Here is a 22485-nt window from a genome sequence, read left to right on the forward strand (position 1 = left end):
CATGAGTCGTGAGCGCAACTACGAGTAGTGCGGTAGAAATCTGAGATACTCCATCCTCCCCTCAGCCTCCAGTGATGGACACAGCTAGTAGCACGGAGCGTTTAAGAAGAAAGGAGCCTGGAGCCGATGTCGTTTCTATCGGCCATCGCGGGAGCACACCCTGAGTTGGCTAGTTACATCACAGCGCCACGTGGCGGGGATGTGCTTTCCCCTTCTGCTTTCTGCCAACCAGACCGTCTTTCATCTGCGGTGAAAGCGACCGGGGACAGCTTGCATATGAACGGCACTCGCGATGCCACCCAGGTGTGGTTCTACCGATTTGTCAATGCACTTTCCCTGCCGTCGTGTGCCGCCATGGTCGAAGATGAGGTGTGCTCTGACCTGAGCCTCGAATCCTGCTTAATCACGTGGATGGATCCACTGTGGTACACGATAGAACCGCAAGACACTGTCGCTACCGTGGAGGAATCTGCCCGCACGTACGCGTCGACGGTGGCGGCGGTCATCGATGTTCTCACAGATGTCTCTGAGGTTAGGCCGGCGCCGTTGTGGGCACTAGCAGTTGATTCTCCCGTCGATGGTTTAATCCGGTACGGCATGCGTGACTTTGCTTCCGGGGAAGGCTACGCGCTTGCTCGTGCCTTCCACAGTGCGCTTGTCGACGCTTCTGGTCGCCGTTTGCCTGATCTTACGGTCCAGGTACTCCGCGAAGGAGAATGGACGGAAGAAGACGTACGTTCAGATGACGATGATGTTTTCCTTCTTTATCATCGTTGCTCCTGCTGCAAGATCTTCCGGTCACCGGACGCAGATCTGTGCTCGGACTGCCCGCGCCGGGATGCAAAAACCCGCCGGCGAGAAGCCCAGGCGCGTGCACAGTACTTTTAGGACTTTTAGGGGCATTTTCGCCTAGATGCCATCGCAGCTCGACACCTGTCACTTGCTCTGCGCCTCCCTAGACGGCACCTTCGCTCCGCTGGTCGTCCGGGGATTGTACAAGAAGGCAACCTGGAACCATGGCGCGATAGCAGATACGCACGTGACCTCCGTGAGCACGTAACAACCGTGAGTATGTGCCCCCGTCTGGGCACACGCGAGAGCGGGGAAAGTGTGTGAAAACGCGGAAAAGGAGGGCTGAGCGTGTGGTATTCCGTCCAGCAGACATGCGTGCAGGGCCCCGATACAGTATTCCTGGTTGGGCCAAAAGGTCCGTTGGTGCGTAGAGAATTTTGGAATGACAACTGCTGGTTTAGTAAAACGCATGCGTTCGTCCCATTTCGTCTACCATCGATGAGGACACGGGAAATGTTCCGGGTCAAAAACCACAACACACCACTCCGATGTCGGCATATGCCCGGCTGGGAAAGGAATTGGCATGGCTTTCTTTGAGGATCTAGCTGCAGCACTTGATGCTGAGGGCATCGAATCCCGCGGTGACGGCGATACCCTTTTTGTACCTATTACTTCCGAACTAGAAATCCAGTTTGTGGAGATCGATCCGCTGCTACCTGCGGCCAACGTCTACATTGCGGATGCAGACGTAGACGATGGCGATAGTTCTTTTGACGCTGTCCTCGTGAGTGTTGTGTTCTCCGTGGAAGATGCGGTGAAGGCCGTAGGCCGTCACATGGCAACGGACCAGATCATTACCATCCTCCGCGATCTCATTGGAGGAACCGACGAACGAATTGCCGATCTAGACTTCGAGCAGAGCTATCGCGACCCGCACGTGGTGACAACTCCCGTCGGCCAAGATTCCGTCATCCGCGTGGAGGTGGAGGCGGAGGACGATGTGATTCCCGTCGCTGAGGTATTTTTCGTGGCCTCGCCGATTGGAAGCGATGAGGACATCGACGAAGACGCTGAGGTCCTCGAGCTAGGCAAATTTACCGACTTCGATCGGCTTTTCGAGGCACTGTCCCTAGCCGCCGATCAGGCAGAGGATTGGGAATCGCAGTTGCTCACCTTCGATGACGACGACTTTGATGACTATCAAGACATCGACTTCGGTGGCGATGGCAACGAGGACGGCGATTACTCCGCTAATTCCGACGAGTTTTAGCCCTACCTCGCTGGTCAGACTGTGCATCATCAGTTCAACTGATCGGGGCATCTCATGGCCTCCGGTTAGTGGTTGCCGGCACCATCCGTTCGACGGAGCTAAGCAGCGAATCCTTCTTCTTTGAAAAGAGAAGATGGTGAAGCAAGGGGTGCAAAAGCTCCGTCGACAAGCCAGCAGTACGTGGGAGTAGCTTCGCCCCGAAGCTCGTGGATGCAGTGCTCAGGCGCGCCGGGAGTGAAACGTCGCACCCACGCGTCAGCTTGGTGCGTGTGTACTGGTCGCCCCGTCGGATCAGAGAAGCGCACGGTGATGAGGTAGGCAGGTTCACGATCTTCGCCGAAGGCTTGCACGAATTCGCGTACGCGTGCACCCGCACGGTGGCGCGAAACGGACACAATAAATTCCGGAGAATCAGCGGTGAGTGGCAGGCGGATGCGCGGTGGACGCCATGTCGCTATTGCTCTGGCGAGTGAACGGGGATGATGAATCGTGCCGCGCACTTCATCGAGTGCGTCATGGAGATCTTTGCCAGTGCCCGCACTGTAGAGATCGTTCACGAGGTCTTGTGGGGTGCTCGTGGACCGACGTGCCTGTAGAGGGGGTGATGGCGCGTCGTCATTACCAGAATCTCCTCGTGGTTGAGGAGGAGGGGAACTCTTCAGCGGGTGGGGGTATCCAATTCGGTGAGAATCCGGGCGCTCTTCGGCGGATGGAAGTCCCCAGTCACGAATGCGGCTGAATAGTGAGGTGAGGGGGCGTTTGTTAGGGATGGTGATAGCGTGCGGTGTTGCAGAGTGCAATGATTCGGCGTGAGTGTTTCTAAACATGGCTCTCACAGTAGGAGAGAGGAGCCACACGAACGTGTAGACGAAGTCGAAAATGCGAACAAATGTACTAAAATGGAGCTGCGTTGCAATTATATACAGGAGCTTTGCGGTACGCGCGTGACTTTTGAGGGAAAGGAAATGCGAAAAAAGGGTTCGCTGTCACGGGGTGACAGCACGGGGGCAATGATGAGAATGCTTAGTCGCGATGAGCATGCGAACATGCGACCATGCGCCTGCAAAGGGTCGCACCACTGCATACTGAGGTCTTAGCTATGAGGATTGGGCTTTACCGCTTAACTGGTTATCCTTAATGATTGTGAGAGACATGAGCGATACGAGGGTGAAGAAGAGTTCAGGGGACATTCCCAAAGAGATCTGGATTCTCGTCGTCGCAGCTTTCATCATCGCCCTGGGGTTCGGACTCATTGCGCCGATCATCCCCGAGTTCGCTCGCTCCTTCGACGTTTCTATGGCTGCTGCCAGCGCCATCATCAGTGTTTTCGCACTGTCCCGCTTAATCTTCGCTCCGGCAACCGGAGGGATCATCGATCGCTTTGGTTCTCGAAAGGTATATCTCACCGGACTTATCATCGTTGGAGTTACAACAGGTGCCATCGCATTCGCCCAGGATTACTGGCACATGCTGTTATGCCGTGCATTGGGTGGATTCGGTTCCACAATGTTTACTGTCTCCGCAATGGGGCTCATCGTCCGGTTGGCACCGCCATCCAAGCGTGGCCGCGCGAGCTCGCTATATGCCACTGCCTTCTTGCTCGGAAACGTGCTTGGCCCGGTCATTGGAGCAGCGGCTTCTGCGATCGGGATGCGTGCTCCATTTTTCATCTATGGGGTAGGAGTTCTCGTCGCAGCGGGAGTTGTGTGGAAGTTCTTGGATCCGAATAAGATCTCTGCAGTAGAACACGCCAACGACTATCCGCCCATGAAGTTCAAAGAGGCGGTTAAAAGTTCAGCTTATCGGGCATCATTGGCATCGGGATTTGCTAATGGATGGATCAACATTGGATGCAGGGTTGCAATCCTTCCACTGTTTGCTGCGAGCTTATTTGAGCGCGGGGCCGCTGTCTCCGGAATCGCTCTTGCCACCTTCGCGCTTGGGAATGCCACCGCACAACAGTTCGCCGGACGCGGTGCGGATCGGATAGGGCGCAAGCCACTTATTATCGCCGGACTCCTCGTTAACCTGATTTTTACTGGTCTCTTGGGCTGGTCGATAGCATCGTGGGAGGTCCTTCTTTTCTCGCTTCTCGCCGGTGGAGGCGCAGGAATGCTCAATCCATCGCAGCAAGCAGTGCTGGCCGACGTGGTAGGGAACAAGCGCTCAGGCGGAAAAGTGTTAGCTAATTTCCAGATGTCTCAAGATTTGGGCTCCATCATTGGGCCAGTTCTCGCCGGAACATTGGTGGACATCAGTGGCTATAAGGCGGCGTTCGCATCCTGCGCGATCGTGGGAGTTCTGGCAACAGTGGCGTGGATGTGGGGCGAAGAGACACTTGCATCCAAGCGGATCAGCCGTAGGTAAGCCTGCTCCAGTGCCCGGCCGGTGTCGAGATTTAACTACCGAGAGTATCGGTGAGTTTTTTCATCGCCGGTATGTCTGCCGGCGCCCACGTGAGGTTTACGAGATCGGGAACGGGGATCCAATCCAATGACTGGTGTTCAGATGCAGTCGGCTCGCCACAGGTGATCGTGCACACGTAAACAGACAGCGCTATCTCCCCAAAATCATAGGAGTAGAGCGATGTATCAATGTGACTTTTCACCGCTACGGTGATGTCGAGTTCCTCCAGCAGCTCACGGGAGAGTGCTTCCTCTTCTGTCTCGCCTTCTTCAACCTTGCCTCCGGGGAATTCCCAGTAGCCGCTCATTGCGCGCCCTGGCCCTCGCTTAGCGGCAAGGACTTCGATGTCACCATTGTTTTCGCGGAGGATCGCCCCGCCGACGACAGCGAGAGGAGATGTGTGCTTCATCGGTCCTTAGCCTTTCTAAACCCGTTTTGTGCACTCCCACATCAAACTCGACGAGGGGGCATTTCCTCCACCCAACTGTAGCCTGTTAGGTTTTGCCGAGCCGCTTATGTTTTTCCACCACTGCGTCTCCGGCGCTCTCGCCAGCGGCGCCTGCTAGTTTTAGGTGGACAAACGACGAGGGGGGCGGAGGGGAAATTGATTGGGGAGACCGAATGTTACGGCGGGTAATTGTGGCGGACCATCATGGCGGACATTTGTGATGGGATGTCTCATGCGGGATCGCCTTACCCTGCTTCCCCGACACAAGTTTTCGGCCTCATCGGTTGAGTGCACACCACTATGAGGAAAAACCATCAAGAGGGCTCATTCGGAAGACTATCCGGGCATGAGAGATAGAGAAATCCCCGCCTTCTATCTCTCAAGCCTGAGAGGTTCTGTGGCGGGGATTGTCTATCGTTTATCTATTCACGCCTCGAAATTCGTATCCCTACGCAGTTGGGAAGGCGAAATCCTCCGTTCCTTCTGCGTCGTGGTTGTGGCGAGTGGCGTAGTAGACGATGGTCATGATGACAATGAACGCTGCACCGGCGGCGAGGGCGCTCCAGAATTCGGGTTCCCACGCCATAATGCCGAAGGTGAACACGATAAATGCAATGGAGAAGTACTGCCCGTATGGCCAGAAAGGTACGCGGAATGCTAGCTGTTCTACCTCTGTGGGGGACATCTGTCGGCGGGAAGCAACGTGTGCGAGAAGAATCATGAGCCATACGAAAATTGTGGCGAACGTTGCCAGTGCTGCGATCTTGGAGAAGAGCGACTCGGGAACGAAGTAGTTCAACGCAACGCCAACGATAAGGACAGCAATGAGCGTACCGACGGTGGCTACCGGAACGCCTCGGCTTTCCTTTGCCATAAAGCGAGGTGCTAGACCCTGCTTGGCCATGCCTGTCATGATCCTTCCTGCGCCGAACAAATCGGAATTGATCGCGGACAGAGCTGCAGTGATGACGACTACGTTGAGTAGTGCAGCTGCCCAGTTGACCCCCAGTGAGGAGAAGATCTGCACGAAGGGGCTTTCCTCGCCGGTGATGGTTCGCCACGGATTGATCGTGACGATTACGAAAATAGTCAGAACGTAGAAAAGCAGAATGCGGACAGGAACAGTGTTAACTGCCTGAGGAATGTGCTTCTCCGGGTGCTCAGCGTCGCCAGCAGTGACACCGATGATTTCCGTTCCACCGAACGCAAACAGAACGAGAATGAATGCGCTGATCATTCCACTGGCACCGTTGGGGAAAAACCCTCCATCGTTCCAGAGGTTGTCGATGCCAACATTGTGGGCTCCGTTGCCGAGGCCGAAAATCAGAATGAGTGCGCCACCGATGATCATGGCCACTACGGCCGTAACCTTTATGATCGTGAAGCCAAACTCCAGCTCACCGAACCATCGGGAACTCGCCAAGTTGGCAGCACCAACGATGAGGAGGGTGACGGCTACCCAGATCCATGCGTCGGATTGGGGAAACCAGAATTTCATGTACGTGCCGATTGCTGTGAGGTCCGCTAGGCACACAATGATCATTTCGAAGGCGTACATCCACCCAGTGATGTAGCCCGCCCAGCCACCGAGATACTTCCTCGCGTACTCAGCAAAAGAGCCAGATACGGGAAGAGCTACGGCCATCTCGCCGAGCGCGCGGAGCATGAAATAAACAACGATTCCGCCGAGGAGATAGACGAGGAGCACTGATGGTCCCGCTGCCTGAATGGCACCCGCAGATCCGTAAAACAGGCCTGTACCGATGGCGGAGCCCAACGCGATGAAATGGATATGACGAGCATTCAATCCACGCGTGATGGAAGTGGCAGGCGCATACCTGCGTGATGTGCTGACTGAGGACGAGTCCTTACGGTTCATATAAGCACCTTCTTGCTCGTAGTTGTATCCAAAAACTGGCTGTCATGCGTTTGGTTCCTACATCTCCAAAAACTTACAAGTGCCGTTGCATGTTCAGCTTGGTCTTGGTCGATGCCGGGAGAAACGCGACCACAACCAAGTTAAGTTTTTGTGAAGTGACAAACGTGGAGATTATCTTAACTGGTCGGCACCTAAAATATGAAAGGCGCGGCACCAGGGTGGTTGGGATCACAGCGTTGGCTGGCTCGTGGAAAAATGACAAAAGCGCCTCTGTACTTTCAATTTTTCCTGCAAACGACTACAGTGAACGGGCAATGAGTAATCCCGAAAACGCCTCCGGCGGCGTAAACGAGCCGGATAACGTAATTTCGTCGGACACTCAGGAAACTTCGCATGGCGTCGCAGACGACACCGCTACCATTTCTTCCACCGACTACTCCGAGAACGATGTTCCTACCGCAGACGTGTCTGCGGAGGACGTTATCGTTTCTGAGAACGTCGAAGGGAATGAGGATACGCGGGACGCAGAGGGCCAGGCATCTACTGAATCGGAAACCACCGATGATGCCTCCTCCACACAGTCTGCAGATGATGAAGATGCCAGGGCTGCGGAAAATTCTGAGGGCACCGACTCCACTGACCTATCCTTTGACAAGCTGGGTCTGCCTTCAGACATCCTCGAAGCCGTGAAGAAGGTTGGCTTCGAAACACCGTCACCTATCCAGGCGCGGACGATTCCCGCTCTCCTGGACGGGCGCGATGTTGTGGGCCTAGCACAAACCGGTACGGGCAAAACGGCGGCCTTCGCGTTGCCGATCATTGCCCGTATCGACAAATCCAACCGATCACCTCAGGCGCTCGTGTTGGCACCGACCCGTGAGCTTGCTCTCCAGGTGGCGGATGCATTCCAGGAATTCGCTGACCACGTAGGCGGAATCAACGTCCTGCCGATTTACGGCGGGCAAGCCTATGGCATCCAGCTGTCAGGCCTGCGCCGTGGTGCGCACATCATCGTGGGTACCCCGGGCCGTGTCATCGACCACCTGAAGAAGGGGTCCCTCGACATTTCGCACCTGGACTATCTCGTCCTCGACGAAGCGGACGAGATGCTCAACATGGGCTTCCAAGAGGATGTTGAGCGCATCCTGGAGGACACCCCAGACAAGAAGCAGGTGGCGCTGTTTTCGGCGACCATGCCGAATGCGATTCGTCGACTCTCCCAGCAGTACCTGGATGATTCGTACGAGGTCACGGTCAAGGCAGAGACACGAACCAACACGAACATCTCACAGCGGTATTTGAATGTCGCTCATCGCAATAAGCTGGATGCACTGACCCGCATTCTCGAGGTCACTGAATTTGAGGCGATGATCATCTTCGTCCGTACGAAGTACGAGACGGAGGAGCTCGCCGAGAAGCTTCGTGCACGTGGTTTTTCCGCACAGGCAATCAACGGAGATATCGCGCAACAGCAGCGTGAGCGCACGGTAGACCAGCTGCGCGACGGTCGCCTGGACATCCTTGTTGCAACCGATGTCGCGGCGCGTGGTCTGGATGTGGATCGCATCTCCCACGTTCTTAACTACGACATTCCGCATGACACGGAGAGCTACATTCACCGCATTGGGCGCACCGGCCGCGCTGGCCGGACCGGCGAGGCGATTCTGTTCGTCACGCCACGTGAACGCCGTATGCTCCGCTCGATTGAGCGCGTGACCAACGCGACCCTTGAGGAAATGCAACTTCCTACAGTGGACGAGGTAAATGAGTCCCGCAAGGAGAAGTTCGCAGACTCCATCACGGAGGCGCTGGAAGATTCCCAGCTTGGTCTGTTCCGTAGCCTCGTGAAGCAGTACTCGGATGCGCACGATGTGCCACTCGAGGACATTGCTGCAGCGTTGGCGGCGCAGGCTCAGTCCAACGAGGAATTCCTCATGAAGGAGCCTCCGAAGGACAAGCGACGGGAACGGCGCGATAGAGACCGCGACGGTGGACGTCGGCAGCGTGACAACGGACCTGCACGTCCGGACAGTGATTTTGAAATCTACCGTCTTCAGGTGGGTCGTCGCGATCACGTACGCCCGGGTGCAATTGTTGGTGCTATCGCCAATGAGGGTGGCCTCTCCAACCGTGACTTTGGTCGCATCGATATCCAGCAGAGCTTCTCGTTGGTAGAGCTTCCCAAGGGGCTTGGCGACGATGTCCTGGATCGCTTGGCTGACACAGAAATCGGTGGTCGCAACATCGAGATCCGTCGGGATCCAGATGGCTACATCTCTCGTGGTAACCGCAGTGGTGGCCGAGGCAATCGCGGTGGCTACGGTCGCGGTGGCCGTGACCGAGGTGGCCGTGACCGCGGAGATCGCAACGATCGCGGTGGCTACGGGCGTAGCGATCGGCGCAACGGTCGTGGAAATTGGCGTGATCGCAACGATCGCCGTGGAGGCGGTCGCGGTCGGGATCGCTACTAAGTAAAAAACTCAGGGCCACAGAGGTGCCGGTGGATATGCCGTCTCTCTGTGGTCTTTTTGGCGCTTATAACTGCACGCAATCAAAAATGCGCGCAAAGCGCACGGGCATCAAGGTTGTCGAAGTAGAACCATGTACTAAGACCAGTTAACATCTGGCCGAGTGCTTGTAAATGAGGAATGCGTAGCCATCCAGCTTTCTAAAATGGCGGATTTGGGCAAAACATTTCCCAGGGCCGAGCACTGTCCACTAGTGTTACGAGGTATGACGAGTGAGGACGGCAAGCCTGATAGAGGCACTACACAACGGTTAGAGTTTGTCGTCCCAATGGGCGGCAATAGGGTCGAGTCGATTGAGCCGCAGGATCCCGGGCGTAACCCTCTAACGCGCGGTAACACATTGACAAAGGACAGCTGGAAGCTCGTGTTGAGGAGGACGTGGAGCGACTTTATCCTCGATGCGATCATGGACCGCGCGGCTGTGCTTGCTTTCTTCATGTTTCTCACTGCCGCTCCGACTGTGCTCGCCGCGTATTCCATTGCCACACTCATATTTGCTCGTAATGAGCGTCAGGTAACCAATCTGACACAGGAGGCCATCGCAAAGTATGTGCCGTCGGAGATCGCAGACCATGTAAGAGCTGTAGTGGATGTCATTGTGGGTTCAGCTGCCGAAGGCACGTGGGCCCTGGTGTTGGCTGTTCTTATCGCGCTGTTCTCATCGTCTGCCTGGGTGCGAGCATTTGCGCGCAGTGCAAACTTCATCTACGGCAGGGTAGAGGGACGGACCGTCATTCCTACATGGCTGACGATGTGGGGCATCACATTTCTTATGGTCATCGGTGCCGTCATCATAGTTGGTGCACTTCTTTTGCGGCAATCAGTGGTTCTGGCTGTTTTTGAACCCATTGCAGATCCCCTGGGGCTCGTTGAAGAACTTGATTTTCTCACCGGAATTTTTCTTCCTATCTGGGTGTGGATTCGCATTCCAGTGATTGCTCTTATCGCTCTTACCCTCGTCGCAGTCCTTTACTACTTTGCGCCGAATGTACGACCTCAGCATTTCCGCTGGCTAACTGTCGGCTCCGCTGTTTCAGTCGTAACGATCGGCATCACCTGGTGGCTGCTTGGCCTCTATTTGCAATTTTTTGCAGGATCAAGTGCCTACGGTGCAATCGGAACGATTATTGCTGTGATCTTCGCCTGCTGGATTATGAATATCCTCCTGCTTATCGGCATCAAATTGGATGCTGAGGTTCTTCGGGCCAAGGAACTGCAGATGGGTTATGACTCCGAACGCTTTATCCAAGCTCCTCCTCGTTCTAGCACAGCCGCCCAGAAATACGCCGAGGTACAAACTAAATTGGAAGAATCAGCGCGGGTGATCAAGCACCGCGCCGGTCACGGACAGAAGTAAGATAAAGACCGCCACCTCCGCTGGAATCATCGTTCTGAACTAGTCGATCCTTTTTGCTGTTGGATGCCACCGGCGCTTCCAGTCCCGTGCGCTCGAGGGAATTTTCCTCAGTGGTGGATGTACCTCAGTTGTGGGTGTAATCGGTGGTTATTCATCGATTGCGCCAAAGACTTTTCTTGACCAATTTCTTCCAATCTGTACGCCTGGAAATGTGGTGCTGCTCAGCATAGTGGGCACTCTGTACTGAGGGTGCTTGGTAATGCAGATGAAAAACGAGCTCAGGCGAAAATTGGAGGGGATGTGGAGAAGGTGTAAAGGTTACTCAAGCCTGACGAGTCACAGCCACCCTTGTTTTATTCCGTCACGAATAGTGGTTATGACTGCGCCTTCCGCATTGGAACCAATGATGTCGGTGCACGCGGCTTTGACGTCTGGATGCGCATTGGACATCGCAAAGGATCTTCCGGAGGGAGCTATGAGTCCGACATCGTTAAAATAATCCACGAAACAGAAGGTTTCCTGCGTTGTCACACCCAGCTTCGCTTTGATGAACTCGAGACCAGTACCTTTGTCTACGTTTGGTGGCATGATGTCGCACCAGTCTCCGGAGGATTCAAGCACCTCGAGTTCAGGAAACTCATTGCGGATGTAGTCCCACGGACCATGGGAGGGGTCCTCTGGCTGGTAAATGGACATGTTCACAACGTTATTCAGGTCGACATCAGCGAGAGAATCTACAACCGCTAGGTGTGTGGTGTAGTGGGTGAGAAATTCGAGGAATTCAGGATCGCGGGGGGCTACGGTGCGTTCAGGAAAGTGCATGATCACCCAGAGTTTCTGAGGGTATGAGGCCGCTGCTTCAAGCACTCTGGTGGCGACTTCAGGTTCAATCCTCGCTACGGTTTCCACAACTCCATGGGACGAGAGGACACAGCCGTTTCCTGCAAGGAAATAGTCGAGAGCAGGGGACTGCCCTGGAGGGGTGAACAAACCTCTCAACGTAGGCAGGGAACGGCCGGAGGCGGGGAGGAAAATGATTGCATCTTCTGAACGGCGGCTCCTGTTTTCTTCTGCAATGTCGTCCATGAGATCCCAGAACCCATCTGGTAATTTCCCCGATGGCGTCAGGAGGGTGCCGTCCATATCGCAGGCGAGAAGCTTCACAGTTCGCCGTCCTTCATGAGTTTTCGTAGAACAGTGATCACTCCGTTGTCGGCGTTCGAAGGAGCGATGTGCGTCGCTATCTCCTTGACCTCCGGGTGCCCATTTTCCATGCCATATGATGTTCCCGCAGCAGCCAGGAGTTCGTAATCGTTGAGGTAGTCACCAAAGGCGATGACCTGATCTTTCTTCAAAGCCAATGCGTCACATAGGTCAGCAATAGCGATTCCTTTGTGAACTCCGGGCGTCATGATATCGGTCCAATGCTGACCGGAAGTGACGACTGTCAGCTCTGGAAGAATTTCGGACATCAGTGGGGTGGTGTTGTCCTCGGCAGAGTCAAAGTCGTAGACGGCGATTTTGATGACATCGTCGGTAGCGTAGCGAGACAGCTCCGGAGCGAGCTCGAGGGAACGGTAATACTTGGAGCATTCGGCGAGGAACTCCTCGTCGCTACGGGTGACATAGGCGGTGGAGGGGTGGCATAAGACGAGTCCGAAGTTTGGATCGTCCATGTCTTCCACGGCAGCAAGCAAACGTTGTGTGTACTCAACGGGAATTGTATGGGTGGCGATTATCCGCCCGCCGACTGCGACCACGGCACCGTTTTCGGCAATGAACGAATCGGTAATCCCCTCGAATTGGCCTCGGAGGGTTGCGAGTTGTCGGCCTGAAGCCGGGACAATTTTTACTCCTTTGCCAATGAGCTCGTGGGCGAGCTCGGGAAACTCAGCGGGGATATCACCTTCTGGCGTTAGCAGAGTGCCATCCATGTCCAAGGCGACGAGACGAAAAGCCACCGTAATCCTTTCCTATGCGTGGGTTCGCGTGTTTCTAAAGCGAACAGTACGCGTCTTGCTGTGGGAGCGTTGATTGCTTATGTTATCGACCGACACGTAACCATAGGAGCTACCTCCACAGTGGGACGTATCGGGAACCTGTAGATGTCTACCTTCGCGTTACGAGTTTAATGTGAAAGGTCATCCATCTGTGTTCACGTTCTGCACATTCAGACTACCGAACAAACGTGAGGCTTCATGCTCCTATGTGGCTGATTAACGAGGAATGCCCACGAACGTTCATGCGTAGCTTCGGGTAAGAGCAGGCTCATAACAGCTCATAACTAGCTAGCAAGTCTCTAGCAAGTCGCAGGTCCACTGCTCACGTGGCTGTGGCCGTTGTGACTTCGCCGTTGTGTGGTTGGCCTGTCATGCACGTGGCTGTAGAGTGCGCGTGGTGGAGCACAGTCCAGCGATGACATGGTTGGGGTGAGTGGTAGCTGGGCTCAACGCTGGCAAAAAATAAGCGGCACGCATCGCGCGTGCCGCATGATGGATTCGTGTGTTTTAGAAGAACATCAGGATCGCGGTAATGAGCCAGAGAGCGGAGAAGATTCCGCCATACATCGGAAGCTTCTTCGCAGCCTTCGTAAGGTGGAAGCCCGAAAGGTCAATGGGATCCGAACCGGCCTCTGCAAGACCGAGCTGGTGAATGCACTTCGTCTGCAGGGGGAGTATCAGGAAGAAGAGGATTGCCCAAGCGATAAGAGAGAGCAGAATTCCTGTGTGGATCAGGTAGTAGGACTTGTACGTCGCCCAGTCACTGACCATGACCGCAAAGCCAAGAAGAGGAACGAGGAGAGACCCCATTCCGTAAACGCGGGTGATGCGGTGCAGGAGACTAGCAGTCCCCTTGGCGCGGTCCTTGCCGTTGTCAGCCTCGAGCGCGTACTTGTGGAAAGTTGAAACAGCGACGGTCACTGGACCCAGAAATAGGATCGCGGCGACAACATGCAGAATAGTGAAAAGTGTGGTCACTCGGAGAGGCCTTTCGTTCTGATTTGTGAGCCCAGAGCGACATTGTTTTCCGCCTGGACCATTTTGCTAACCCAAAACGCTCGTGGGTTTTGGACCCCATCACTCTAGCGACATTTGTAAAAAATCTCGAATAATGCACTGCTTCTTAAGAGTATTCTTATCTGCTTCCGGGAGGGGAAGACCGTAGGAGGAAGCAACGGCTGACACTCTCCGCGCGTACCAGCATCGTGCCCATCTGTTTGGTGGTAGCCACTCGTTCGGGAGGTGATCTGACTTAGCCTGATTCTGCTGTTTCGAAACTATAACCAGGTTAAGGGGATCGTTGGCAAATGCGATGCGTTTTTGTTCGCTCCACGCAAAGGCCCCCAAGTCCCATGCTGCCGATAGAGGAATGACGTGATCGAGTTCAAGAGCACTCCGCGATGTAATGTGGTCTCCCGAATAGGGGTCGACACTACTGCCACCGTCGAGTTGGCACGTCTTTTTGTTGAGACGAGCGCCGGGTATAGAAACAGCAATGACAAGTTCACGGGTTGTGCAGGCTCTCGCTGAAGCCCAGCCATGCCCAAACTCATCACGGGAATACCCAAGGACATGCACACGAGGTGGTGTCGTGCTGACTGTGCCTATTGTCGCCTGTACGGGTGGTAGATGACGGACAAGATCGAATCTGTGTTGCTGTTTGGTAGAAGCAATGGTGGCCATGTTGGAATCGTCGAAAAGCGGTGAGAAGACCACAGCAGTGGGAACGGATGAAGTGAGAGTCAGCGCCAGCGTGATCGTAAGCAAAATGCGTCGGAAAATCTTCACACCGGTTAGACGATGCGCGGGCACCTATCGGTTCCCTCCGGCGGGGTGGTGTATTCCACCATCCCGCCCAGCGAGAGCTACGCGCGGTAGAGTTTTTCCTTCCGCGACCGAATCTGTGCTGCAGTGTTAAGCCTCAAAATCACCCGACACTGCCAGCGTCTTGGCCTGGTCAAACTCGTCAAGAATGTGCGTTGACGGAGACTTGGTGAGAAGAGACACGACGATAAGGACGAGGCCCGCGCCGATAAAACCCGGGACGATTTCATATAGCCAGTCGCTGAGAACCGAATTTCCCCAGGCGAATACGATAACCGTTCCTGTGATCATCCCTGCAATAGCCCCCGGAACCGTCAGTCGCTTCCAGAACAGTGATGCGAGGATAACAGGGCCGAAAGCTGAACCAAAGCCAGCCCAGGCGAACCCAACGAGGCTCAGAATCGAATCGCTGGGATTGATAGCGAGTAAGGCTGCGATGATTGCCACAGCAACGACAGCGGTGCGAGACAAGTTCATGAGGAGACCGTCGGAAAGCGTACGCTTTGTGGTGATTTTGTATAGGTCCTCAATGAGGGCCGACGAGACGACCAGGAGCTGTGAGGCCATCGTCGACATGATAGCTGCGAGGACTGCAGTGAGCACCAGACCGCCAATCAACGGATGGAAAAGCATCCGGCCCATGTCAAGGAAGATAGTCTCGTAAGACGTTTGATCCGTCACCGTGTGGTCAGGGTATGCACCGAAGAAGACCGTGCCGACAAGAGCCGTACCAGCGGCTCCCAGCGCGCAGATGACCATCCAGAACACTGTCACGAACATCCCGGAGCGTGCCTCCTTGGGGGAGCGCAGAGCCATGAACCGGACAATGATGTGTGGCTGGCCGAAGTACCCGAGGCCCCAAGCGAGGTTACCGATGATTGCCGCCGCAGAAATGCCACTGAACAAAGAGAAGTACGTCGGGTTCCCACTCGGATGCGGACCGTAGGGGTGTTGTGTCGCGTAGCTGAAGATATCGTAATCTCCGCCGATGAGGACGTACGCGCCGATAGGAACAAGCACCAGCGCACCGAACATAATCATGCCCTGGACGGTATCGGTGTAGCTAACAGCAAGGAACCCACCGATAAATGTGTACGCCACCGTAACGAACGCGATGATGAGCATGCCATCGAGATACGACCCGCCAAAAGTAGATTCAAAGTACTTACCGCCGGACACCATGCCACTGGAAACATAGAACGTAAAGAACACCAAGATGACGAGGGACGCGACGATGCGCAACACATGCGATGAATCACGCAACCGATTCTCCAAGAAGCTGGGAATCGTAATCGAGTTGCCGGCGACCTCCGTGTACGCGCGTAGTCGCGGTGCTACCATCCGCCAGTTCACCGCTGCGCCGATGCAGAGACCGACGGCAATCCAGATCTCGGACAAGCCTGTGACAAAAAGCGCGCCGGGTAGCCCCATGAGGAGCCACCCACTCATATCCGCAGCACCTGCGGAAAGAGCGGCGACAACCGGGCCGAGAGAACGACCGGCGAGCATGTATTCGTCATAGCGATCCGTCTGCCGGTAGCTCCAATACCCAATTGCGAGCATGAGGAGCATATACAGGATGATTGCGATAATAAACCATGTGTGTTCGGTTATTGAGACGTTCATAGGGGTCTAAACCTTTCCTCGGCGGCGCACCTGTTACTGGTGGGTACAAGAGATCTCTAGAACTCTAACTAACCACGAAAGTTTCATTAAGTGAAATGAAGTTTCCAAATTGTGACCAAGATGCGCCAGCTGTTGTTACTGTTTTGCGGAAAAAAGGGGAAGATGCGGAAAGAAGCATTCTGCCGCATGTTTTTCTGTTCATAAATGATGGACATGGGCCAAAGTGCGTAGCGGGGAATTCAACCACATGTGCCACGCCACATTGGGTGTATGCGCAGCCGACGGTTTGGTATGTGGAGGAAACGACCTATAGCCAGGCACACGAGTAGTCACCGTGCGGTCCCTAGCGATCACGTATGGCAAATACCAGGCACGTAGGAAGCCGCCACGATAAACAGCGCTCTCAATGCTTGCATCACATGTGGGCAATCCCAACTATGGCTTCGGTGTACATTTGTTCTAAACCGATACGGGACGTGAGATGCGCGCCTGGTAAAAAGGAGTCTATGGTCGCCTTTAAATTGCACGGACTTTTCGAGCCTTCCGGTGGGCTCCGTCTATGGATTGAACGGGTGATTGGGCACAAGGTGGTAAGGCCCGATGAGGTTCCAGACCAGACTTTTCCGCCAGCGATTGAAAACCTTGTCTCCAGGCACGCCTTTACGAGACTGTACAGCGCGGTTCTTCTTACCCCCAAAGAAAACAAAGTTAGTTTGCGGATCCCCACAGCAGCTCTCGCTCCGAAGGAAGCAATCCTCCTCCTGGAGGAGGTCTACTCGGCGGGGACAAGCCGAGGCATCCCGAAGGATCAGAAGGATTCGCTGGCACCTGACCTGTGGTGGCTAGCCACGATGGTTGCGGGACTTGGCCGCTTTGTTGATGCAGGCCGCGTTGTTATTCGGTGTTCATTCCAAGACGATGCATGGTGGCCAGAATGGGAGCTGACTAGGTCTGTCGAAGAACGCACCTGGCTTGCCGCCATGCAGGCTGCTGCACCAGGAATCATCGTCTTGAACACACCAACTAACGCCGCCGAGACTGTGGCGCGCCACTGGGTCCACTGGATCACTAATGCGGCTTTGGCAGACGAAGTGGATAAAGCGCGTCCGTATGATCTCCACCCTTTTTTGCAGTCGCTTCTCACAAGCAGTCCCCTGGGACGGTTCAGCCCGCACGTCATTACCAATCTGAATAAGTGGAAGGATACCCTCACTTCCACTGCGGTCTCACTGGTGTTCCTCGTAGAAGAGGGGGCGGATGATTCTCTCAGTGACAGTCCATGGATCGTGCGTACGAAAGTGAGGGAGGGGACCGCAGTTCTCTCACCCGTCCGCATCGGCCAATACGATCAGGGGACAAAGCGCAAAATAAAAGAACTGCATTCGAAGGCAACCGCCATCACTTCGCTGTTGGACCCCACTGCACACGGTCGCGGGACTGCCCGGACTCTTGATGATGGCGATTGGGACCTGCAGCTGACAACGGAAGAGATCCTCGCTTTTGTCAATGAAGATGTAGACGAGCTTAAGGCGGCCGGGTTCGAGGTGCTTTTCCCACGCGCCTGGACGAGTGCATCTGTGAAGGCGAAGATTCGTACGCAGAGCTCGGACGAGGCGCGCGTGACAGGCCCGGCGAAGTTCGGTCTAGATAACATTGTCGCCTACGATTGGCATCTGTCTGTGGGAGACACTGAGCTCACGGATGCGGAGATGCGGGAGCTCATCCATTCGAGCACGGATCTTGTAAAAATCCGTGGCTCGTGGGTGCACGTGGACGGCGCATCGCTGAGGCGAGTACGTGAATATATGGCGGAACTCGCCGGCCATGATATTGACGCTTTGCAAGCCAAGATTGAAAAGCTCAACTGGAAAATTGTTGAGGCGAAAAAACCCGACAATGTGACCCCCTCCGGTCACAATTCGGTGCTGGAAGGCCTGTTGAAGGAGCGTGACAAGGCCGAGGAAGAACTGGAGAATCTGCTCACCGCAGACAACGTTGAGGGTGAAAGCTCCATCGAGAGAATTCGTGCGCTTGCACTCCAAGAGGCGAACAACAAGGATCTGCAGTTCACCGGTAACTCGTGGACTGCGTCTCTCGTTGGTACAGGTTTCCAGGTCGCACCCGAGCCTGTCGATCTCCCTCCAACTGTCACCGCTACGTTGCGCCCCTACCAGGAACGTGGCGTGGCCTGGCTCGCCTGGATGTCCTCGAGGAATCTCGGGGCGGTGCTTGCCGACGACATGGGGCTGGGGAAGACTCTTCAGGTACTGAGTCTTATTGCCTACGAGCGTGAGCAGGATCTGCAGCGCCCGCCCACGCTAGTCGTCGCTCCTACGAGTGTGATCAGTAACTGGAAAGCGGAGGCTGAGCGATTCGTTCCCAGCCTTAAGGTGGCTCTCCACCACGGTTCCTCGAGGAAGAAAGGGGAAGAGCTGGCCCGTCAGGTTCAGGACCTGCATATCCTCGTCACATCCTATGGAACGGTGGTGCGGGATTTCCTTGAATTGCAAAAGCTAGAGTGGGACCACGTCATCGTTGATGAGGCGCAAGCGATCAAAAACACGTCAACGACAACTCATCGCGCAGTGCGGTCAATCCATCCACGACAGCGGATTGCTCTCACAGGTACCCCGGTGGAGAACCGGCTTTCGGAGATGCGCGCTATCTTGGATTTTTGTAATCCTGGCATCCTCGGATCTGCAACTTTTTTCCGCAACCACTTCGCCCGACCGATTGAAAGAGATAAGGATTCCGATCTCGCCCGGCGCTTCCAAGCACTCACCCAGCCTTTTATTTTGCGTAGGTTGAAGACCGATACCGCCGTTATCGACGAATTGCCGGAGAAACGTGAACAGGTGATCACCGTGAAGATGACCCCGGAACAGGCTGCGTTGTACAAGAGCTACGTTGACGATGTGCAGCGTAAGCTCCAAGAGCAGAAGATGGGTGGTATCCAGTACCGCGGAATCGTTCTTGCATCACTCACGCGTATTAAGCAGATCTGCAATCACCCTGCTCACTTCCTTGGCGATGGTTCAGAAATGACACATCACGGGAAGCACAGGTCCGGAAAGGTAGAGAAACTGATGGAGATCGTCGACGCAGCTCTACTGCGTGAACGGCGAGTTCTCATCTTCACTCAATACACGGCGTTCGGCACGATGCTGCAGCACTACCTTGCTGAGCGAACCGGGATTGACATTCCTTTCTTACATGGGGGAGTGCCTCAGAAGATGAGAACACGGATGGTTGCCGACTTCCAGAGCGAGGGTGGCCCACCCATCTTCATTCTCTCCCTGAAGGCAGGCGGAACGGGGTTGAACCTCACCGCTGCAACGGAAGTTGTGCATATGGACCGCTGGTGGAATCCCGCCGTGGAGGACCAAGCCACCGACCGTGCCTATCGCATTGGCCAAGAGAGCGATGTTCACGTGTACAAGATGGTTGCCGCCGGTACCCTGGAGGAGAAAATCCAGAAGGTGCTGGAAGAGAAGACAGCACTTGCTGGTTCCGTCGTCGGAACGGGTGAAGGATGGATTACAGAGCTCGATCCGCAACAGCTCAGCCAGCTCATGGCCTATCGCTCTGAGGCAGAAAGGACCGCCCACGATGTCACACGATTCTAGTGAACCGCCTTACTCTGCAAATCGACCAGGATCGAGGCGGAATCGACGGTCCCAGGATAACGTCATCTACGCCAATTTCCGCAAGAATGGGGCTCTCGATCGAGCACGCGCATTGGCCAATAAGTACGCGGAGGCGAAATCTGCTTCACCGCAAAACGAGTTGAGCCAGCCGATCGCCCGGTTCATTATGGACGCAGTTCAGTCGAACGCCGAACCAGGCCGTTTTGTCCGCGGCATGGATTATTCCAAACAGGGGCGCGTTCTCCCGAATATTCGCTTGGACACAGGCGCTGTCCACGCGTATGTAGCGGGCTCCCAGAATGAGCCGTTTGATGTCGCGATAGTTTTCCCTCGCCGTTCCCCAGACGAGATTGCGCGACTTGTTGAAATCTTGGCGTCGCGTCCCACGCTGCTGCATGAGGGCGTTTTAGAAGGTGAGGTTCTTGGCATCATTGCAGCCAGGGATAGCTCAGAATTTGTCTACCGATGCACGTGCCCTGATTCTGCCCGCGTCTGCAAGCACATCGTCGCGGTGGCGCACCAGCTGGCGCTCATTCTCGATGACGATCCGAAGAAGGTTTTTGACATCCGCGGAGTGGACGTTCGTGAGCTCGAACAATCGGTTTCCGCATCTGTTGCCACGTTGTCTGAGCGGAGAGCCGTGGAGTCGACGGAGACCTTTTGGGAAGGTGGCGCACTGCCAGATCTTCCACGTCCGCGGAAAGCTCCTGCTGTCAGTGATGGTGACGATACATTCCTCCGTGAGGCATTCAAAGCGATCTCCTATACCAGCATCGATCAGATGCGGGCGGTCAGTGACCTAGAAGATCTCTACTACGTGCTTACAAAGGATATGGATTAAGTCTTTACCGAGAGAATAGGAATGCGATCCGTACTGACGGTACAGATGAGCACTCTGCTTCTGCCTCATTTCCCTCTAGCTGGTGGGGAACAGAAGCTGCTATGGAGTATGGTGCGCACGCGCCGACCCCGTGTTATCCCCACCGATTGGGGGGTTGTTTTCCAGGGATTGGGTTGCCGGTGATGCCCATAGGCGGTGGGTATGGTTCCGCAATGTGACGGGCCAGGGCACGTTCTTATCTGATTTAGTTCACTGCTTACTTTTCCGATATCTCTCGTGGTGTAGCTGGGAGTAAAGGGGGTGGGAGATAAACAGTTTGTGTTCGAAAAGTCGAGCAGTCGCGTGTACACGGTGCGTAGTGTGGAAAGCACAGATCCGAATGCGATTGAACATAGACAATGATCACTAGTTGTAGTGGAGGACAGAAACTGATTCACCCGGACGCTGCAGAAGCCCAGTTGCCTTGGGACTTTACTATTTGTATGTACGTGTTTTATGTGTACGTATGTGCACGACCAGTGTCATCCCCGTGCCATCCCCGTGGATTGCATGAGTAACAGGCGTGGGATGGAAGCTTCTGAACTGTGCCACTGTGTGACTGTGTGACTGTGCCACTGTGCCACTGTGCTACTGCGAGACTGGAGAAAGGAGATGGCAGTGAAATATTCGTTTATCCATACCTCGGATTGGCAGCTGGGAATGCGACGCTGGTTCCTCGGGGAGGAGGGGCAGGCCCGCTACGGACAAGCACGCATCGATGTCATCGAAAAGATGGGTAGGTTGGCGCGAGAACGAGGATGCGATTTTATCGTTGCCGCCGGCGACAACTTCGACTCAAATATGGTGTCGGACATGACCTTTAGGCGCGCTGAAGCCGTTTTCGCCGGTTTGGGGGTGCCTCTCTTGTTACTTCCTGGAAATCACGATCCTGCGTCCCCGGACTCAATTCTCGCCCGTCTGTCCACGTCAGAGAGTATTGGTAACACCGCCGTCATTGTTTTGGACTCTGCCGATCCTGTGGAAGTCATTCCTGGGGTCGAAGTGGTAGGGGCACCGTTGAAATCTAAGGCAGCGGCGACAGATCTCGTTGCCGAAGCATGCTCCGCGCTGATTCCGGTGGGTGGTGAGAGCAGTACGTGTCTATCCCGCGTGTTACTCGCCCATGGGCAGGTGGAATCGCGTAGTAATGAGCAGGATGTCGGTCTCATTGACCTGCACGCTGTAGAGGATGCCGTATCGAGGCGCGTTGTGGACTATGTGGCCTTCGGCGATACCCACTCCACGACCCAGCTAGACAGTCGCGGTCGAGTCTGGTTCAGCGGTTCACCGGAACCCACAGACTTTAAGGAAGTGCCTGGCGGAGGCGGGGAGAACAACTCGGGCAATGTGCTGCTCATCACCGTCGAGGTTCCCGACGACCCGACGAACGCCACGGGGAATCGCTCTATGGCTGAGGTCGTCAACGTGGAAGTAGAGACAATCCCGATAGGAACGTGGACTTTTGAAGCCATTACCCGTCACGTGGATGGAACAGCAGACGTGGAAAGCTTTGTCGAAGAGCTAGAGGCTTATCCCGACAAGCCTCATACCGTCATCAAGTACGCCCTCATTGGGGCAGCATCGCTGGCGGATCACGACTATTTAGCTACGTCCCTGGAACGTTTGACTCCACAGTTTGCTGCGCTATATGAACGTGAACGACTCCATGACCTAGCAGTTGAGCCGACCGCTGAAGATATGGATGCGGTGGAACTGAAGGGATACACACGTGGAGCCTTTGATGAGCTTCGTGAAGGCGCACGCCTCGGCGATGGTGTTGACGCTCAGGCATTGAAAATTCTGTACAGGCTGACAAACGCGAGGTAAA

16 protein-coding genes are annotated in these 22485 nt (G+C 55.0%); 8 read left to right on the forward strand and 8 right to left on the reverse strand.

Features of this window, described 5'->3' with window-relative positions:
• Nucleotides 1-126: 126 nt before the first annotated feature.
• Nucleotides 127-888 carry a (2Fe-2S)-binding protein gene (locus HMPREF3044_RS05040; RefSeq protein WP_246820885.1) on the forward strand — a complete coding sequence of 254 codons (762 nt, stop codon included), beginning with the start codon at nucleotides 127-129 and terminating at the stop codon, nucleotides 886-888.
• A gap of 487 nt (nucleotides 889-1375) precedes the next feature.
• Nucleotides 1376-2062: a hypothetical protein gene (locus HMPREF3044_RS05045; protein ID WP_005391994.1), complete on the forward strand. Its 687-nt coding sequence runs from the start codon at nucleotides 1376-1378 to the stop codon at nucleotides 2060-2062.
• Between the two features lie 98 nt (nucleotides 2063-2160).
• Here the strand turns inward: HMPREF3044_RS05045 and HMPREF3044_RS05050 are convergent, their stop codons facing one another.
• A complete protein-coding gene (locus tag HMPREF3044_RS05050) occupies nucleotides 2161-2619 on the reverse strand; it encodes a hypothetical protein (RefSeq protein WP_040429072.1) in 459 nt (152 codons plus the stop codon).
• Nucleotides 2620-3214: 595 nt separating this feature from the next.
• Between HMPREF3044_RS05050 and HMPREF3044_RS05055 the strand changes: the two genes are divergently transcribed.
• Complete coding sequence (locus HMPREF3044_RS05055) at nucleotides 3215-4429, forward strand: MFS transporter (protein ID WP_196793975.1); 1215 nt, start codon at nucleotides 3215-3217, stop codon at nucleotides 4427-4429.
• Between the two features lie 31 nt (nucleotides 4430-4460).
• Here HMPREF3044_RS05055 and HMPREF3044_RS05060 read toward each other — a convergent pair whose 3' ends face one another.
• The gene (locus tag HMPREF3044_RS05060) at nucleotides 4461-4877 is read right to left on the reverse strand and encodes a (deoxy)nucleoside triphosphate pyrophosphohydrolase (protein WP_005391999.1); all 417 of its coding nucleotides are present in this window, start codon (nucleotides 4875-4877) and stop codon (nucleotides 4461-4463) included.
• 487 nt (nucleotides 4878-5364) lie between these two features.
• A complete protein-coding gene (locus HMPREF3044_RS05065) occupies nucleotides 5365-6795 on the reverse strand; it encodes an amino acid permease (RefSeq protein WP_005392008.1) in 1431 nt (476 codons plus the stop codon).
• A 314-nt stretch (nucleotides 6796-7109) separates the two neighbouring features.
• Between HMPREF3044_RS05065 and HMPREF3044_RS05070 the strand changes: the two genes are divergently transcribed.
• Together HMPREF3044_RS05070 and HMPREF3044_RS05075 are read left to right on the forward strand one after the other, a co-directional pair.
• Nucleotides 7110-9266 carry a DEAD/DEAH box helicase gene (locus tag HMPREF3044_RS05070; protein WP_070739680.1) on the forward strand — a complete coding sequence of 719 codons (2157 nt, stop codon included), beginning with the start codon at nucleotides 7110-7112 and terminating at the stop codon, nucleotides 9264-9266.
• A 160-nt stretch (nucleotides 9267-9426) separates the two neighbouring features.
• Nucleotides 9427-10680: a YihY/virulence factor BrkB family protein gene (locus HMPREF3044_RS05075; RefSeq protein ID WP_231286159.1), complete on the forward strand. Its 1254-nt coding sequence runs from the start codon at nucleotides 9427-9429 to the stop codon at nucleotides 10678-10680.
• A 336-nt stretch (nucleotides 10681-11016) separates the two neighbouring features.
• Here HMPREF3044_RS05075 and HMPREF3044_RS05080 read toward each other — a convergent pair whose 3' ends face one another.
• The 5 genes from HMPREF3044_RS05080 to putP form a co-directional block, all read right to left on the reverse strand.
• Nucleotides 11017-11823 (reverse strand): HAD family hydrolase, encoded by an 807-nt coding sequence (locus HMPREF3044_RS05080; protein WP_236589327.1) that lies wholly within the window; start codon nucleotides 11821-11823, stop codon nucleotides 11017-11019.
• A 17-nt stretch (nucleotides 11824-11840) separates the two neighbouring features.
• Nucleotides 11841-12641, reverse strand: a complete 801-nt coding sequence (locus HMPREF3044_RS05085; RefSeq protein ID WP_005392018.1) for a Cof-type HAD-IIB family hydrolase — start codon at nucleotides 12639-12641, stop codon at nucleotides 11841-11843.
• 546 nt (nucleotides 12642-13187) lie between these two features.
• Nucleotides 13188-13658: a hypothetical protein gene (locus tag HMPREF3044_RS05090; protein WP_005392019.1), complete on the reverse strand. Its 471-nt coding sequence runs from the start codon at nucleotides 13656-13658 to the stop codon at nucleotides 13188-13190.
• A gap of 99 nt (nucleotides 13659-13757) precedes the next feature.
• Entirely contained in the window at nucleotides 13758-14363 is a 606-nt protein-coding gene (locus tag HMPREF3044_RS12565; protein ID WP_231286186.1) for an HNH endonuclease family protein, read from the reverse strand.
• A 231-nt stretch (nucleotides 14364-14594) separates the two neighbouring features.
• The gene (gene putP, locus HMPREF3044_RS05095; protein ID WP_005392022.1) at nucleotides 14595-16130 is read right to left on the reverse strand and encodes a sodium/proline symporter PutP; all 1536 of its coding nucleotides are present in this window, start codon (nucleotides 16128-16130) and stop codon (nucleotides 14595-14597) included.
• Nucleotides 16131-16636: 506 nt separating this feature from the next.
• Between putP and HMPREF3044_RS05100 the strand changes: the two genes are divergently transcribed.
• The 3 genes from HMPREF3044_RS05100 (at nucleotide 16637) to HMPREF3044_RS05110 (ending at nucleotide 22484) form a co-directional block, all read left to right on the forward strand.
• Entirely contained in the window at nucleotides 16637-19756 is a 3120-nt protein-coding gene (locus HMPREF3044_RS05100; RefSeq protein ID WP_005392024.1) for a DEAD/DEAH box helicase, read from the forward strand.
• Entirely contained in the window at nucleotides 19740-20618 is an 879-nt protein-coding gene (locus HMPREF3044_RS05105; RefSeq protein WP_231286160.1) for an SWIM zinc finger family protein, read from the forward strand. The genes HMPREF3044_RS05100 and HMPREF3044_RS05105 overlap by 17 nt, the downstream gene beginning before the upstream one ends.
• A 651-nt stretch (nucleotides 20619-21269) precedes the next feature.
• Nucleotides 21270-22484, forward strand: a complete 1215-nt coding sequence (locus HMPREF3044_RS05110) for a metallophosphoesterase family protein (protein WP_070739683.1) — start codon at nucleotides 21270-21272, stop codon at nucleotides 22482-22484.
• Nucleotide 22485: the final 1 nt, after the last annotated feature.

It is taken from the genome of Corynebacterium sp. HMSC073D01, from assembly GCF_001815555.1.
In the GTDB taxonomy this organism is placed as follows: domain Bacteria; phylum Actinomycetota; class Actinomycetes; order Mycobacteriales; family Mycobacteriaceae; genus Corynebacterium; species Corynebacterium glucuronolyticum.